We start from the raw sequence: 15,429 nt of genomic DNA, 5'->3' as shown, positions 1-15,429 counted from the left end.
TGACCACTATGAGTTTGCCACCGCTGGGAAATCAGCGGTGGCTTTGTTTACGGGGAACGCAACGTGCGTTGCTTAGTGCCGCGGTTCATGCCCGGCGGCACTGCCTTCGGGCGGGAGCAGTCTCAAAAGCCTTGGTTTAATTTGCGTGTGCTGCGAGGTTGCTTTCAGCCATAGGTAGCTTTGATGCCCTCAAGCGAGAAAGGCAGTTACCGGCTAAAACAGCTGGGGAGATCGAGAAAAATTGTTACAATTTCAGAGATAAAGAAGCTGAAAGGTGTTGGCGTTCTGGCTGACAAGCTCGCCGGAGAAGACATCCCTTCGTTCCGCCATTTTAATCTCATTTATGGTTTCAACGGGTCAGGAAAGAGCACGCTTTCAGACGACACGCTGGATGAGTGCGTCTCTATGTTTATGGCGCGATATGAATGCAACGTAAGCGTTGCATCTGACCCCCTAAATAGCGTCTGACGCTTTAGGTGTCATCGTGAGATACTACTGCAAAACGCAGTAGAGGTGGAACCATGGCGCTGGAAGCGAGATCATTCGAAGTTTACGGATTTACCATCGAAATCCACGCTGGTGGCCGCCGCGTCTGGCCGCCTAGCTTCAAACGCTTCATCAATGACAAAATGGATCGTGGCGAACTGAGCGTCGGCGAAGTCATGAAGACCTGCAACGTCTCGCAATCCCTCGTTTACAAATGGCGTGGTGACGTTCGTCGGGGGGGACGCGTCAAAGCGAAGATAAAAGAAGAACGAATGTTCTCCGAAGTCATTGTCCAAGAAGATCCGAGCGTACCTGACAGTCTTTCGGAAATCGTTCTACGCGGGAAGCAGCTAGAGATTACCTTGCCTGCTTCCTATCCGGTATCGGACCTCGTTTCTGTGATCCACGCGCTCTCATGATTTCACCGTCTGGAAATTTCAAACTCTACCTGGCTTCTAAGCCAGTCGATTTCCGCAAAGGGGTGGACGGACTAGCTGCCATCGTCATGAACGAATTCGAACTGGATCCATTCAGCGGTGCGATCTTTATCTTTCGTGCCAAACGCGCTGACAGGATGAAAATAATTGTTTGGGACGGCACTGGTCTTGTCATGACCTACAAACGGATCGAAGGAGCCGGTTTCGTTTGGCCACGACTGACAGACGGGGTCATCACCATCAATCGTTCGCAATTTGAGGCTCTTTTTGAAGGCCTGGATTGGCAACGGGTCGTTCCACGGCATGTTCGGAAGCCGATCGCCGTCTAACCAAGAAAGGTACAAGTAATGACCCAGAACTTTTCAGATGTAGAGTTGGCACAAAATCACGCTTTGCAAAAAAAGATCATAGATGAAGCCTACGCTACTGGTGACGAAAAGTTGATTGAACAAGCCATCATTCAGGTCGCATCTGTGCATCGCCTGAAGAAGAGCGGTATGCTGGAATGGTTGCTCCCGAACGAAGATGAATAGTCCCACCGCAGAAGAGAATGTTGAAGGGGTGTTCAACTTTGAAAGAGGTCGTTAGTGCGCCACGCAGCTAACGGCAGCTTCGAGCCCATGGCAGTCATTACATTTTCTTGCTGCGCGCGCTCGCAGCAAGACAATCGCTGCATCTGCGCGATTGCGGGCGCTGCTACGGGGCAGGAAAACCAGTCATTCGGGCGCCGTGCAGCGAGGATGAGTTGGGCAATTCACAAGTCGCAGGACTTTCCTGACTTTCGCCGCGTCTTCGCAAATGGCTACTTTGGATTAAAGTGAACAGTCAAAAACGGTGGTTTGCGCCGGGAAAAAAACGGTTGAGTTTTGGCAAACCACTTACCACGCAGAAGACCTTGGATCGGCTCGGATATTCGAAGGAAAGCTTGTTTAAACGGAGCGAAGCTGCATCGGGGCCAGTGCCGCAAATCAATGCGAAACTGGCCCTCGAATTGGCAATTGATCGGTGTCAAAACTCACTCATCGGAGCGGTTCTTGTCGCGTGTTTTCCAAAGCGTCCAAATTGCGAAAAGTGATGCAATGATAGTCAAAACGTCAGCGATGATGCCCATTCTACTCTCCGAAATGAGGAGTGGACGTCATCAACACACGTCCAACCCCTCGTAAGGGTTGACGTGCGCTGTTCTGTGGACGGACACATAATAGGCAGCACAGCTAAGGCTGGCTTCAACGGTCGAGCGCTGTTTTTCTTCTTCTTTTGCGTTGATCTCGGTGGGTTACCCCATTCGGACCCGTTCTAATCCTTCATCGGTCAAGTTCTGAGGCTATGATGCCCAGGACAACTCCCCTCTACGTTCCGCCGCGAAGAGGAGCCTTTCCACGCCGCTTTCGCTTTTGGTGGCGCTTCAGAGTGTTCTCACTCATCTAGTAGATAGGGTGTTGCAAGACATATTTTCAAGGGCCGTTACTCCGCCAATGCTACTCAGACCGGATCATTGCCACTAACCTCCTGGCAAAACTGAGTTTGATTTTGTTACGTTTTTGGCCGTGCTGCGATGGAGCAGACGTTCATGCATGGCGCAGCATCATGCACTTTGGGCTCGAAGCGGTTGATTGCACTTGCAGTAACGGCTCTATCCGTAGGCGTTCTGAACGCTGCAGTTGGCGAGGATGTTACAAACCTACTGCCAGCGCGGTGCTGGTGAATGGGCTTGGAGGGAGGATCGGAGGGCAAATCATGCCAAGAGTCCAACTTCCCGCTACAACCCCGAAACGCAGAGCCTGGAGCAAAGGGCGGATCATCGGTCAAAAACGGCCTTTACTACCCACACAAGTCTGGGCGATCCGGACAAGGCTCGAACTGGCGGGTTATCTGCGTGATCTGGCTTTGTTCAACGTCGCTATCGACAGTAAGTTGCGCGGCTGTGATCTTGTCAGATTGGCCGTTTCTGACCTTGTAAAAGACGATCGCGTCCGAGAGCACGTTTCGGTGATCCAGAGCAAGACTAGGCGGCCGGTGCAATTTGAATTGACTGAAAACACACGCGATACCGTCCTGGCGTGGATCAAATCGCCCGAGATGTTTGCCTGCCGGTTTATGTTTCCGAGCCGGTTCCATGACCGGCCGCACATCTCCACCCGCCAGTATGGTCGGCTTGTCCGCGATTGGGTAACGGCAATCGGCCTTGAACCAAGTGGTTACGGCACGCATTCGCTTCGCCGTACAAAGGCTGCGGAGATTTACCGCAAGACAGGAAACCTCCGCGCGGTCCAACTGGTGCTTGGTCACACAAAGGTCGACAGTACAGTGCGCTACCTTGGCGTCGAACTCGAAGATGCCCTGAGCATCGCTGAGCGTACCGATATCTGAGCAATCTTGGTGAACGGTCCTGCCGTTCGCCATTTCAATGCGCGTGCCGGTCCCTCATGCGGCGTTGTTCGGTGCCGAGCCCATACCGTGAATTCGTAATTTTCGCTGTATTTGCAGGCAGCGCAGAATTTACTGCAACCGCGCAAATCCCGACCCTGCTGTGCGGAGGTAAACCAGCCGTTGGCCTCCAGCAATTTAGGGGTTGGTAGCAAAACAAATCCGACAATAGCGATTCTGGGAATTATACGCATCACACGCGCGGCTTCAGAGGTGAAACTCTGGCAAATGACAGCACGCTCTTCTGTGAAATCTGCGGAGAGCGTTTCAAGTTCAAGCTGAATTTGGAGGGTCATTGCATATGTCTAAACAAAGCCTCCATTAGCCCAGTTTCCTGCATTTGTAGTCCTTGATGATCCAATAGGCCACAGGACGAAGAGGCTTGAATATATTCAGTCGAAGGCGTCCCAAATCGTTCCTGTACCTCCTCATTTTCACCCATGTTTGAGAAATCGAGCTCAGGGTTTTCAGAAAGAAAACGAGCATATTCGGTTTGCAGCAGAGTATATTCTGCAAGCTTATCAAGGGCACCGGTTTCGGCCATTGTGTCGTAGACGCAACCCGCAAGCTCTTTGGTCTGCGCATCCCAATCATCATAAGGTGGAAGCATATCCTCAAATGCTGGATCAAGCCGCGTAAACATAACAGCGAGGTCGGGCCAAGCAGTTTCGTGGATGGTTTCCATTTCCGCCAAGAAATCTGCTTTGGACAGGCCGACAAACTCACTGATTGATGCTGGCTGGCTCACACTGGCCGTTGGCAGCAGCAGAGCTGCCAGAAAGGGGAGGGTTGTTACGATTTTCATCTCTCGTTTGCTCGCTTTTTCGTAGCTTGATTGGTTCGCGCTCTAGTTTCCATGATCCATAGCTCCGAGGAGATTACCGACCTCAGCACCCAACTCAGCACTGGCGCACTCAAAGCTGATCGGCACGATTAGCATCATTGTGGCGCGGTGTTTGCCAAGAAATTGGTTGGCCTCATCAGATGACAAACCGCGTTTTTCTGTGAGCAAATACTCCATTGGATCCTGTGCACCAGCCTCGCCAGAGGCTTCTATTTCGGTCAGTTCAGTAATCAAATGAAACGTCTCGTCGTCGAACCGGCTGGCGTAGGCGTCAGCTTGGCAATCGCAAATAGCCATCTCTTCGGCCTCACCGCCGGTCATGAAGCCACAGGCCTGCAAGAAGCGTTCCTTAGGACTTCTATTGCCATCAATCGAGATGAATTGAGGGTCTTGGACAGCACGACAGCTTTGCTCTGCGTGGATCACAAGTTGAGATGTCGCCGGGATTGCATCCACCATCAGGCTGCGGTCCATTTCCTGCAATCTGGACGTAAATACAAGTGGATCCATACGCGGCTGACCAACCATAAGCGCCGCCATTTGTGCGGCATCGTCACTCAGACCAAGCTCGGTTGCCTTTGCAAAAAACGCTTCTTGGGCGCAGATACATGCCGTGCCCTCGTAACCTTGATCTTGGCAAAAATAGTCTAACGAGGATCTATAGGTGTCCGCCAAAACCGGCGTTGCCAATACCCCGCCAAAAAATGCGATAAACACGTTTCTTAAGGTCATTTTCGCTTCCATCTCTGATAAGTATGTCCTGTTTCTAGCTGCGACACCGCGCGCGAGCGTTTCATTGTCGCTCTGCGCAGGCGGCCAAAGTGGCCTCGTTCACATGATCTAGCTGCAACCACATCTGGCGACGGACCTGCAGACGATCATCGCGCGCAACGATCCCGCCAAAGAGCGTGAGGTTCTGCCCACAGGTGAGGCTGAGTTTTCGTTTGGCCCCGTCTGGGAGGTGCAGTTCGCCTTCATATCTATTGTCGCCACCATGCTGCCGGGCGAGCAGGATTTTCTGCCCCTGCGCAGCAAGCGTCAAAGATGCCCCGCAGCTTTCTGAGCTCACTGTTGCGCGGGCCACCTCTTTGGTGCCAATGGGCATAACATGGCTGATTGAGTTACCAACGACCTGTCCCATAAACATTGTATATGACCCGACACAAAGGTGCGGGGCGATGCGGTCTGTGTCTTGATCGTCCTCCACGATGAGGGGCAAGGCAGGTGCGGTCACGACAAATGGCTCAAAAACCGTGATGGCCAATGCAGGGGCATCAATTGTCAATGGCCCCTCCACCGCCAGCACCAGATCGGGCGCATTGATCTCAAGCGGCCCTTCCACCGCTAGAACCAAAGGCGGAGCGTCGATCTCAAGCGGGCCCTCTACGGCAAGGACCAAAGGCGGGGCTTGAATTTCCAACGGCCCCTCAACTGAGATGATGAGAGTGGGTGCCGAGACAGCAAAGGGGATAGCCGGTACTTCGATCTCACCATTGGGATCAGTTTCTGGCTGCGCGCCAAGGCTGTCATTCGCGCCGCCCGCTCCGGTCAATCCCACGGATACCAAGGCCGCCACCGCGAGTGTTCTGGGCAACAAGGCGAGCATATTGCGCAGGCTCACAAACAGGCTTCAAGTTTCGGGGGCAGTTGCATACGGTAGTCTGGCATGAGAACCGTGGCAAAAATATTGCCGCAGCTGCCAGGACCTGCGGGTGCGCTCGGATAGCCCGATTTATCACTACGCGATGTGCGTTCGATATCTCCAGGTTTCAACTGTTCCGCAGGAATGACCGCTCCTCTTTGTAGCTTACAATTGATGTCAATGGTGTATGTACCCTCAAAGCGAGTATGGATATCCGCGCCCAATTCAGAAGGAACAAATTCGAAGGTCGTTAGAAATGTTCCGTCATCAGCGTTTGGCGCAAATGTCGCGCCCGGCGCGCTAATCTGTGCAGTCCATTCGGCTTGATAAGCTGAATCATCCCAGACATAGCTTAAGCAATACAACCAAATGCCATCTGTAACCTTGGAAAGGTCGCCGTCAACACGGACAGGAATGCTGAGACGAATTGCCCGTTCAGCCCAGGCCGGTGAGACGAAGGCGGTCAGGCCAATGAGTGCGCTTGTGGCGCCATTTTTTAGGATGTTTTGCATTTTACGTTCCTTCATTCGGATCATAGGGCGCACAGTTTGCGTGATCAGGCCCGAACATGTCCTCACAGCTGAGCAAGCTTTCTTCGGCAATTTTTTCATTCATGCAGCCTGAGAGCAGAGCTGAAAGGACAACCAGCGCAACCGCGTTTGGGTGCATCACTGATCTTCTTCGATTGTGATTTGAGTGGTGGCGATGCGGACATTGTCCCCCGCCAGGAAATAGTGGATGTCGTAGATGCCAGCCTCGTCCGGCAGGATCAGTTTGGCAGGGCCGCCGTTGCGCAGACGGTAAGTATGCCGCCCCTTCGATTTGTCGCCGTCACCTACAGGAACGATGCCGATAAAATCATTGCGGTTTTCGGGGCCTGTAAAATCGACAACTATTGTGTCGCCTGCAGTGCCCACAGCAGGTGCAGTAAGCGTTGCCTGCGGCATTGTGACAGTGATCGGCACTTCAGCCAAAACTTTCTGATCTTGGCTGAGCGCATAGGTGATCACATAGTCCCCAGCGTCTGTCGGAATGTCGAGCAATGCAGGTGAAGGCTTGTTGTTCAGCATCACATTCTTCTTGGGACGCTCGCCCGATAATCCGATACCAATCCGGTCTGTTCGATACCCAGGTCCCGTCCATGCAACCTCAATTGTGCTGCCTGCAAGAACCACGTCAGGTGGCGTCAGCGTCACAGGAGTCTCGACAACGTCGATCGGCGCAGCTGCAAGGATGACTTGCCCGGAGACGCGCTGCAGCGCGATTTCATAGCGACCGACGACAGCAGGCATTTCCAGATCAAGCGGCGCAGCCTGTGAAATGATTGTTCCGTTGATTTTTCGGCCCTGTTGATCTCGCACGATGAGTTCGTAGCCTGTCGTACCCGTATCATACCCCGACCAGCTGACAGGGATCACTTCGCCAATATTGGCCTGTTTCTGCGCTTCGATACGGATATCAACTTCTGGCTCTGGCGTTGTCTCCGGGGCATTTGCGGCCACGGCTTCTAACGCAGTCGACAGACTGTCGGCATCGGTCGCGCTCAGATATTGGCCTCCCGTTTCAGCCGCAATGCAGGCGAGTTGCGCATCTGCCTCTGGGTCTTTGATATCAAAACCGATCACATGGGCTGTAAAATCGACCCCGCTTTTTGCCAGCGCAGAGGCAACCGCACAAACATCAGGCGCGCAGGTTTCAATTCCATCAGAGATCAAAATCACCGTGGCTTTGTCTTCTACGTGGCGCATCGAAGTCGCAGCCTGAGCTATAGCTGCGGCCATAGGTGTTTTGCCTTTCGGTGCAATGCGAGCCACCTGAGAAGCGATGTCGCCGACGGTATCTGGACCAGTTTCCACCAATACCTCGATGTCAGCGCAATCTCCTTTGCGGCGGTGGCCATAAGCCATTAGCCCTAGATTACGCCCGGTATCCAAATCACTCAGAAGGGTGTCGATTGTGCCTTGGGCAATCGTAATCTTTGCTGTGCCTTCAATTTGCCCCCACATCGATCCAGAGGCGTCAAGCACCAGCATTGTCTTTTCTTGTGCGAACAGCGGAGTTGCGAGGAAGCTCGCAACCAAAGCTGGTGCAACGAAGCGTTTCATCTGCATGGAACGGTCCTAGCTATTATAAAGATACAGGGTAGAGGACGCGTCACTAGGAGCCATGTCATCCCAAGACGTCACAATCATCACTCCACTCCTCTCGCCAAAAGCTTTGAGCGCAACTGTGGAAAGCCTCTCTTTTTGCAGACCGCTGACCTTGCCGCCTTTTTTGACTTTTGAGATTTCCAATCCATCAAAGAACGCAGCCTTTGGCAGAAACATTTCACCTGGGAAAAACATCTCGCCCGGAAATACGACCTTCTCGACGTGCGGAGAGCTGAAGAGCGCGGCCACTTTCCCGCTTGTTACTCGGACAAAATGGAACTGTGGTCTTGCGATTTCATGGCTTGAAGTAATCTCAAGGTTTTCGGCCAAAAACATGCGAATTTTGGCACCATAAAACCCGACCAAATTATCTGCGAGACGCAGATCAACCACAGCCGTACGTTCAGCCCACGCCACATGTGGTATCAACAGAAAGGCGCTTGAACCTAAAAGAATATCACGACGTGTGACATGTTCCCTGAGGGCGCTTTTGAATTTGTTCATCAACAGTACTCGAAACGATTTTGCTTCACGCACCATCCCTTGGCGAGCTTGTTGTTGGCAATATATCGAAATTGATATATCAATTTTGAGCTATGGATCGGACAATTCTTGAATGTGCTTACAGCATCGAAACAGCCAAAACTCCTGATGTTGCCTGGGCGCGCATGCTGGACACTCTTTCGCGCTTTAAGCTCGACAAAGTCATCTATGCGACAAGAGACGATGGCAGCCCGCCCCATTGGAACGTCAGGTCAAGCTTGCCCAATTCATGGCCGCGTGAATTAGCAAAAGACCCTGAATTCATTGAACCATTTGTTTCATTTTGCTGCGCAACATTTGAGCCAACAAAAGTCGGAGCTGAATATCTGGACCTGAACGATCACTATATTGATGACTACACACGCAACTATATCCAAGCTGCAAGCGCATTTGACTGGCACGCCGGCATTGGAATCCCAACCGCTTTGAAGGGATCAGGCAGGCATGGCGGATTCATCTTGGGGAATGCCATGAAGCGGTATGATTTCGAAAGATGCGTAATGCCATTGGCAGATGATCTCCGAACGCTTTGCCTTGTTGCAAACGCACGGTTTGAGACCTGGAGGAAGGGGGAGGTCCACCAAGATGTGGTGCGCCCGTTGAGCCCGCGCGAAATACAGACGCTGGAAATGTTATCGAGAGGACTGCGCCCAAAGCAAATCGCGGACGAGCTTGGCCTAAAAGAGTCCTCTGTTCGTCTATATACGAAAAATGCACGAAGTAAGCTCGGCGCATCTAACAACAATGAGGCCGTGAGATTGTTTATTGATCGGCAGCATAAATAGCTGAGGTTTTACAATCGGTTTGAAGATCAAATCGCATGGATGACTAGAGCGGTTACAGAGTATCGCAGAAGAAGTGATTCCGTTCTGGTTCATTTTTTGTTTTGTATTGGACAAGTCATCCCGTTTCTACGTGTTGGACTGTACTGCGTTGAGTGTTAGGTTTTGGTTCAACGCAGATTAACACTAGCTAATAGCGCGCAATCGCGCCCCTTGCTGCAACGACAAGATAGCGGTGCCGCCCATGCTTGTATCTTGGGTGAGAATTTCTGTGTTAACGCAGTGACTATTTTGTTCGCGCCGAGGCGTCAGATCAGATTGCCGCGAACGACTGCAATGACGATATGCGCCGTACTGTAATAAAAGACCTGCCGCATGCGCGAAGGGATGCCGCGTTAGCAAAATTTGCACTCGCAAAAGTCTGCTTTGTTTGGAGAGCAGACGTTCGCCACGGTTCAAGTGAATGTCTGCTGCGCGCATGAAAGCTGACGGAGCAGTTCCGACCTTCAGTTGCCGTCAGCCAGACACCCCGTCGACACAATGGTTTCGAAATACTCGACCTTCAGATCGAACGATTTGAGGAGTTTTTGCGTGCTTGGCTTGACCACGGCATCATCAAAATCGCCTTTTTCGAAATGCCTCGCGGAGGCGAGGTCAGACCAAAGGCTCGTGACCACAAGTTCGTTATGTTGGCCATTCACTTTGACCGCAAGGGCAGCCCCTAAATGTCCTGGAAGCTGTGCCATTTCAACGAACGTCGTTCGTTTTAGATGATCAGCATATTGCTCCAAGACGTCATCAGTTCCTGCCACTGCTCGCCACCAACGGATAATCATGTTGTCCTCGCTATAATTTACTTTCTGTCGCCGCCAGCACCGCCGTTGGTTCAAGCCGATGCGTACTTGTCGCCCACCTCATCGCGCACGGGATGGGTGTCATAAAAAATCGATAAAGACGCAAACTTACCACTTTCGGAAAACTTAAAGTAGTCGATGCCCTGAAAGACAATTTGATCGCCGTTCTTCAGGGTCCAGTCGTACTCAAAATGTGCGGCGGCACTGTCTTGGTTTTCTCCAAGAAGAACATCAAACACTGTGAGCTTGCTGGAAGCGGATGCACTGCCCAATTTCCTGAAGAAGTCCGATACGTTCATCTTTCCAAGAAACGGTGAAACTACATATGCGTTCGGGTTAAAAAGCAAAATTATGCCGTCAATGTCCGAGGCCGTTAAGAGGTCGAAATAGTTACGCACTTGGGCGATTTTGTCTGCCGATGACACTATGGTCTCCATTTTTTCCAGTAACGACTGCTATTGCGCTTAGTTTTCACCTTTGTTCAGTCACACACTTTGTAGTGTGATAGGAACATCGCAACACAATCGTCGAGCACTTCTTTGGGGGTTGGGTTTTCGCCGAGGAAAAACTCCGGCCAGAAATAAAAGTTTTTGACCAGCGCCAGAAGTTGGTTGGTCGCAAGGGCTGGGTCGGCTTTGCGGATCACACCTACGTTCATCGCCTCGCTGATAAGTAGCGTGATGGGGTAATCATGTGTTTCGCTTTCGCTAAAAAACGCGCGAGAGCGGTCGAGGTCGCGGATCAGCTCTGAAATCACCATCCGGTTCAGGCCAAGGGCGGTCTCATCTGTGATAATCGCCACATAACGCCAGAGCGCTTCTTTCAACTGCGCTACAAAATCACGATCTGGGTCATAAGGGACCGGCGCCATGCGGCGGTTTTGTGCGACCATGATCTCCGAAATTGCCTCAAACAGCGCCTCTTTGCTCTCAAAATGGTTGTAGAGCGTGCGACTCGATACGTTCGCTTTTTTAGCGATGGACGTGGTCTTGGCCCCCAGAAACCCCTGTTCGCGGAACTCATCGATCGCAGCATCGATAATATCTTTTCGTTTCTTTTCAGTACGTTTCACGGTTTTCGCCTTAAAAAGTAAAAAGATGTGTTTACAAAAGACACCCCTGCGCCATAAGTAAACACAAAGATTTACTTTAGCAACTCAAAACGCCAAGCAAGAGAAAGCGGACGCGCACCATGATCACCTTCTCCCGACGCAGCTTCATGAAAACCGCCTCATTTGCCTCCCTCATGTCCTTTGTTGGGCTGGGTGCAAACGCAACACAAACATCACTTCCCATTAATGCAGGAGACACAGACATGTCCTTCAAGCCCGGCACAAACCCCGTAACTTTCAAATCCTTTGGCCTCGATCTTGTGGGCGATCTGTATCTGCCCGAGGACTTTGATCCAGCCAAGAAATACAAGGCCATTGTTGGCGCCAGTCCGTTCCCGCAGGTCAAGGACCAGATCCCGGCAACCTACGGCCCGGAAATGGCAGCACGCGGTTTCATCTACCTTGGCTTTGACTACATGGGCATGGGGTCCTCCCCAGCGCTTCCGGGCGAGCATATGAAGTCGCGCTACATGTTCCGCCTGATTGAGAACACTTGGGACGCCGTATCCTACCTTGGTACCCTGCCTTTTGTCGAAGAAATCCATGGGTTGGGCGTGTGCCAAGGCGGTTCGATCATAGCCTCTGCCGCCGTCACCGATCATCGGATCAAAAAAATCGCCATGGTTTCGGGCATGATGGCAGCGGATCCGTTCCAGTGGACCGACCGCGACATGGTCAACCAGCAGATCGCGGCTGCCAACGCCTCGATGCAGAAAATGTACGAAACCGGCGAGCCGGACTACGTGAACACGATTGGCCTGGACGACAGCCAGTCCCGCGAAGAATTCGTTGGCTCCGGCGTGAACCCGATGGCCGAAGAAACCTATGACTACTATGGTCGTGACGGGGTGAAAGGCCCAGTAGCGGTTCCGACCTTCACCAACGCGCACATCGGTGACCAGGGCATGCAATCGCTGATCTCTATCGGTGAGCACTATGCTGACAAGATCGTGCAACCTTCACTGACCATTTACAGCAAGTCGGCCTTCACCGCGATTTGTTCAACCGCATTCGTCGAGAAGCTGACCAACGAGCACAAAGAGCTGGCCTTTGACGAGTTCAGCCACGTGGATTTCTACTACAAGCCGGAGGCTGTCAAAGCCTCGACCGACGCGGTTGCAGAGTTCTTCAACGCATAAATCGATAGGGTTGAGGTCAATCGCTGGCCTCTGCCCATCTCCCCATTTTCCACAAACAGCGAATTGAAAGACGCTGAATGGGCTCCACGATTATCGCATTGGTCAGCCCACAACTTCGACGGAACTGAAAGCCAACCTTCCAGGAGAAATAGCATGGAACTCACATCCGGGAAAAAACCATCACCTTCAAATCCTTCGGCGTAGATTTGGTTGGCGAGCTGTATCTCCCGGACGACTTTGATCCCAATAAGTCTTATAAGGCTGTGGTCGGGCGAGCCCTTTTCCGCAGGTAAGAGGCCAAATTCCTGCGACCCACGGACCTGAGATGGCAGGCCGTGGATTCATTTATTTGGGCTTTGACTACTTGGGTATGGGCGACTCTCCAGCTTTGCCGGGGGAATACAAGAAGAGTCGATACATGTTCCGGCTGATCGAAAACACCTGGGATGCTGTTTCCTATCTGGGGACACTTCCGTTCGTCGATGAGATCTATGGTCTCGGCGTGTGTCAGGGTGGTTCCATTATTGCCTCTGCATCAGTGACAGATCATCGGATCAAGAAGATCGTCACGGTTTCCGGCATGATGGCAGCTGACGCTTTCCAATGGGGTGATCGTGGCATTGCCGATCAAGTGATCGCTGCAGCAAATGCCTCCAGGCAAAAAATGTATGAAACCGGCGCAGCGGATTACTCCTGGCCAAACGTCTTGGACGACAGCATGACGCGGGAAGAATTCAATGCGTTGGGTATTCCAATGTCGAACGACACCTACAACTCCTATGGCAAGGATGGTGTTGCAGGCCCTGGAAAGGTCAAGAACTTCACCAATGAACACATCGGCGACCAGTCCATGCAGTCTTTGATTTCGATTGGTGAGCATTACGCAGACAAGATCACCCAACCGACGATGGTGATCTACGGGCCGAACGCGGCGACAGCAATCTGTTCAACCAATTTCATCGATCGGCTGACAAACAGCCCAGAAGTTCGCGCTTTCGATGAATTCAGCCACGTTGACTTCTATTGGAAGCCAGAAGCCGTGAAAGCGTCCTGCGACGCTGCGGCGGAATTCTTCAACAAACAAGGTTGAAGAGCCAAGACACTCAGGATTTGGCGGCAATTGTCGCCAGGTTCGAGTGCTAAGAGAAAGGCCTGGAAGATGGCAAAGGCATCTCTGTGGAACCTGGTGAGTGGCATTCCAAAACTAATCATCGGAACCGCCATCCACCCATTATTGCGCACCTTGAAAGGTCCAATGGAACAACCGCAAACACAATCCGAGTTGACCAACCTGGTCAATCAGACCCGTGTTCATGAAATCCGTGCAGGATATACGCACCGCTTCATCCGCTTGATGTTTGTGACCGTAGATGATCGCGTTTTCTGCCGCCGCTATCAGTACGGCGAGCGGTCATGGCACAGCGTGTTCCTCTCTGATTCAGGCGGACAGCTCAGGCTGGATGGCATTGTGGCAAACATCGATGCTGCCCCGCCAATAGACATGGATGAGATCATCCCGGCCGTGGATCAGGCCTATGCCGATGCTCTGAAAAAGCTTGGAGCCAGCTTCATGCTGTCCGGTGCCGTCGAGAAACGGGCGCAAGACAGCACCATGGAGATTTTTCTGGCTGACGAACCCGTTGTCACCGCAAAGACGCTTAGCAGAAGGTAAGCAACACCGATGAAATGGTATCACTATCTGGCCGCTTTTGCCGCCGGTTTCTTCTTTGGAAATGCAGTGCCACATTTTGTGGCTGGGGTCATGGGAAATGCCTTTCCATCCCCATTTGCCACACCACCGGGAGTGGAATTGTCTTCACCTCTCGTCAACGTCCTTTGGGGGCTGACGAACGTCTTTATCGGCTACGTGATGCTGCGCCTAAGCAGGGCTCAGACTTCGCACACTGGTTCGATGGTTGCCATATTCATGGGATTGGCGTTCGTCAGCGTCATGACCAGCATTCTGTTTGGGAATGCATTGGGCAGCCCAAGTTTCTGAAAAAATTACAAGGATACCCCCAATGACCCATCCAAACCCTTTCGGCCCCAAGGGCTGGACCCCTGAACGGGTGGGCGATCTGAGCGGCAAGAGCATCGTCATTACCGATGCCAACGCGGGTGCAGGATACGAGGCGACCCGGATTCTTCTTTCCAAGGGCGCAAGCGTCATCATGCCGAACCGAAGCGTACCGAAGTCAGAGGCTGCAATCGCCAGGTTGAAGCAAGAATTCGGCACCACAGTCGATGTGCGTTTCATCCAGATGGATCTGGCCGATCTTGCATCGGTACGCACGGCGGCCGATCAGGTGTTGGCCGAAGTGCCGCAGATCGACGTGCTGATTGAAAATGCCGCTATCGCCCAGGTCGCCACGCGGCTGTTTACCAAGGATTAGTTCGAAAGCCAGTTGGACACGAACCACTATGGCCACTTCCTGCTGACACGGTTGCTGTTTGACCGGCTGGTTGACAGCCATGCGCGCATCGTTGTCGTTGGCAGCAATGGCCATAAGATGGGGCTGAAGCGGGTGCAGTTCGAAGACATGAACTTTGACGACAACTACAACCCGCATATCACTTATTGCCATTCGAAATTCGTGCAGATGATGTTCGCTTATGAGCTTGAGCGACGGGCGTTGGCGGCGGGCCTTCCGATTTCGGTGCATGTCCGCCACCCCGGCGCGGCGCGTACGACGCTGTCCAAAGAAGAAGCGAACCGGATGACCAAGATCCTGTTCGCTTTGCTGTCGCCGCTGGCGCAATCCGCTGAACGCGGCGCATGGCCCGAAGTGTTGTGTGCGACTGAAGAGAACCTTAAACCCGCCGCATACTACGGCCCGACCAAACGCGCCGAGATGGTTGGTCCGGTTGGCGAAAGCAAGTTGGAGATGAGCGTGCTGGACCCGGTTCAGGCTGCCCAGCTTTGGGAGCTGTCCGAAACGGAGACCGGCACCAGATAGCCGATCCAGAAACAAGAAACGGTAGCATAAGCAAGACATAGAGACGTGCCCGCCTGT

General features: G+C 52.4%; 20 protein-coding genes. 11 read left to right on the top strand and 9 right to left on the bottom strand.

Translation table 11 applies throughout. The features are described 5' to 3' along the window. Positions 1 to 521 precede the first annotated feature (521 nt). From J7382_RS11695 to J7382_RS11680, 4 genes are all read left to right on the top strand, one after another. Positions 522 to 905 (top strand): hypothetical protein, encoded by a 384-nt coding sequence (locus tag J7382_RS11695; protein WP_209069213.1) that lies wholly within the window; start codon positions 522 to 524, stop codon positions 903 to 905. Continuing rightward, entirely contained in the window at positions 902 to 1,252 is a 351-nt protein-coding gene (tnpB, locus tag J7382_RS11690; RefSeq protein ID WP_209069212.1) for an IS66 family insertion sequence element accessory protein TnpB, read from the top strand. The genes J7382_RS11695 and tnpB overlap by 4 nt, the downstream gene beginning before the upstream one ends. 18 nt (positions 1,253 to 1,270) lie before the next feature. Further along, positions 1,271 to 1,456 carry a hypothetical protein gene (locus J7382_RS11685; protein WP_209069211.1) on the top strand — a complete coding sequence of 62 codons (186 nt, stop codon included), beginning with the start codon at positions 1,271 to 1,273 and terminating at the stop codon, positions 1,454 to 1,456. A gap of 1,204 nt (positions 1,457 to 2,660) precedes the next feature. Further along, positions 2,661 to 3,293, top strand: coding sequence for a tyrosine-type recombinase/integrase (locus tag J7382_RS11680; RefSeq protein ID WP_209069210.1), 633 nt, complete (start codon positions 2,661 to 2,663; stop codon positions 3,291 to 3,293). A 349-nt stretch (positions 3,294 to 3,642) separates the two neighbouring features. Here J7382_RS11680 and J7382_RS11675 read toward each other — a convergent pair whose 3' ends face one another. From J7382_RS11675 to J7382_RS11650, 6 genes are all read right to left on the bottom strand, one after another. Further along, entirely contained in the window at positions 3,643 to 4,155 is a 513-nt protein-coding gene (locus tag J7382_RS11675; protein WP_209069209.1) for a hypothetical protein, read from the bottom strand. Positions 4,156 to 4,197: 42 nt separating this feature from the next. Continuing rightward, entirely contained in the window at positions 4,198 to 4,938 is a 741-nt protein-coding gene (locus J7382_RS11670) for a hypothetical protein (protein WP_209069208.1), read from the bottom strand. A gap of 49 nt (positions 4,939 to 4,987) precedes the next feature. Then, positions 4,988 to 5,815: a hypothetical protein gene (locus tag J7382_RS11665; RefSeq protein WP_209069207.1), complete on the bottom strand. Its 828-nt coding sequence runs from the start codon at positions 5,813 to 5,815 to the stop codon at positions 4,988 to 4,990. Continuing rightward, positions 5,812 to 6,348 carry a hypothetical protein gene (locus tag J7382_RS11660; RefSeq protein ID WP_209069206.1) on the bottom strand — a complete coding sequence of 179 codons (537 nt, stop codon included), beginning with the start codon at positions 6,346 to 6,348 and terminating at the stop codon, positions 5,812 to 5,814. The genes J7382_RS11665 and J7382_RS11660 overlap by 4 nt, the downstream gene beginning before the upstream one ends. 156 nt (positions 6,349 to 6,504) lie before the next feature. Beyond that, complete coding sequence (locus tag J7382_RS11655; protein WP_209069205.1) at positions 6,505 to 7,947, bottom strand: VWA domain-containing protein; 1,443 nt, start codon at positions 7,945 to 7,947, stop codon at positions 6,505 to 6,507. A gap of 9 nt (positions 7,948 to 7,956) precedes the next feature. Then, the gene (locus J7382_RS11650) at positions 7,957 to 8,490 is read right to left on the bottom strand and encodes a hypothetical protein (protein WP_209069204.1); all 534 of its coding nucleotides are present in this window, start codon (positions 8,488 to 8,490) and stop codon (positions 7,957 to 7,959) included. Between the two features lie 92 nt (positions 8,491 to 8,582). Here J7382_RS11650 and J7382_RS11645 point away from each other — a divergent pair, with 92 nt between their 5' ends. Beyond that, complete coding sequence (locus J7382_RS11645) at positions 8,583 to 9,314, top strand: LuxR family transcriptional regulator (protein WP_209069203.1); 732 nt, start codon at positions 8,583 to 8,585, stop codon at positions 9,312 to 9,314. A 503-nt stretch (positions 9,315 to 9,817) separates the two neighbouring features. Here J7382_RS11645 and J7382_RS11640 read toward each other — a convergent pair. Genes J7382_RS11640 through J7382_RS11630 form a run of 3 tightly spaced genes read right to left on the bottom strand, consistent with a single transcriptional unit; the run spans position 9,818 to position 11,237 of the window. After that, the gene (locus J7382_RS11640) at positions 9,818 to 10,147 is read right to left on the bottom strand and encodes a hypothetical protein (protein WP_209069202.1); all 330 of its coding nucleotides are present in this window, start codon (positions 10,145 to 10,147) and stop codon (positions 9,818 to 9,820) included. A gap of 50 nt (positions 10,148 to 10,197) precedes the next feature. After that, positions 10,198 to 10,590 carry a nuclear transport factor 2 family protein gene (locus tag J7382_RS11635; RefSeq protein ID WP_209069201.1) on the bottom strand — a complete coding sequence of 131 codons (393 nt, stop codon included), beginning with the start codon at positions 10,588 to 10,590 and terminating at the stop codon, positions 10,198 to 10,200. Between the two features lie 56 nt (positions 10,591 to 10,646). Then, positions 10,647 to 11,237 carry a TetR/AcrR family transcriptional regulator gene (locus tag J7382_RS11630; protein ID WP_209069200.1) on the bottom strand — a complete coding sequence of 197 codons (591 nt, stop codon included), beginning with the start codon at positions 11,235 to 11,237 and terminating at the stop codon, positions 10,647 to 10,649. A gap of 242 nt (positions 11,238 to 11,479) precedes the next feature. Between J7382_RS11630 and J7382_RS11625 the strand changes: the two genes are divergently transcribed. The 6 genes from J7382_RS11625 to J7382_RS11600 all read left to right on the top strand — a co-directional run bounded on the left by J7382_RS11625 (position 11,480) and on the right by J7382_RS11600 (position 15,372). Beyond that, the gene (locus J7382_RS11625) at positions 11,480 to 12,415 is read left to right on the top strand and encodes a hypothetical protein (RefSeq protein ID WP_209069199.1); all 936 of its coding nucleotides are present in this window, start codon (positions 11,480 to 11,482) and stop codon (positions 12,413 to 12,415) included. A gap of 418 nt (positions 12,416 to 12,833) precedes the next feature. Further along, on the top strand, positions 12,834 to 13,505 hold the full coding sequence (locus J7382_RS11620) for a hypothetical protein (RefSeq protein ID WP_209069198.1): 672 nt from the start codon (positions 12,834 to 12,836) through the stop codon (positions 13,503 to 13,505). A 69-nt stretch (positions 13,506 to 13,574) separates the two neighbouring features. Continuing rightward, positions 13,575 to 14,087, top strand: coding sequence for a hypothetical protein (locus J7382_RS11615; protein WP_209069197.1), 513 nt, complete (start codon positions 13,575 to 13,577; stop codon positions 14,085 to 14,087). 9 nt (positions 14,088 to 14,096) lie between these two features. Continuing rightward, positions 14,097 to 14,414, top strand: coding sequence for a hypothetical protein (locus J7382_RS11610; protein WP_209069196.1), 318 nt, complete (start codon positions 14,097 to 14,099; stop codon positions 14,412 to 14,414). A gap of 22 nt (positions 14,415 to 14,436) precedes the next feature. Continuing rightward, complete coding sequence (locus tag J7382_RS11605) at positions 14,437 to 14,808, top strand: SDR family NAD(P)-dependent oxidoreductase (RefSeq protein ID WP_209069195.1); 372 nt, start codon at positions 14,437 to 14,439, stop codon at positions 14,806 to 14,808. Positions 14,809 to 14,820: 12 nt separating this feature from the next. After that, on the top strand, positions 14,821 to 15,372 hold the full coding sequence (locus J7382_RS11600; protein ID WP_209069194.1) for a hypothetical protein: 552 nt from the start codon (positions 14,821 to 14,823) through the stop codon (positions 15,370 to 15,372). Positions 15,373 to 15,429 lie beyond the last annotated feature (57 nt).

The sequence above is a fragment of the Shimia sp. R11_0 genome (assembly GCF_017744035.1).
In the GTDB taxonomy this organism is placed as follows: domain Bacteria; phylum Pseudomonadota; class Alphaproteobacteria; order Rhodobacterales; family Rhodobacteraceae; genus Shimia; species Shimia marina.
This window is presented reverse-complemented; position numbering and strand designations above follow the sequence as displayed.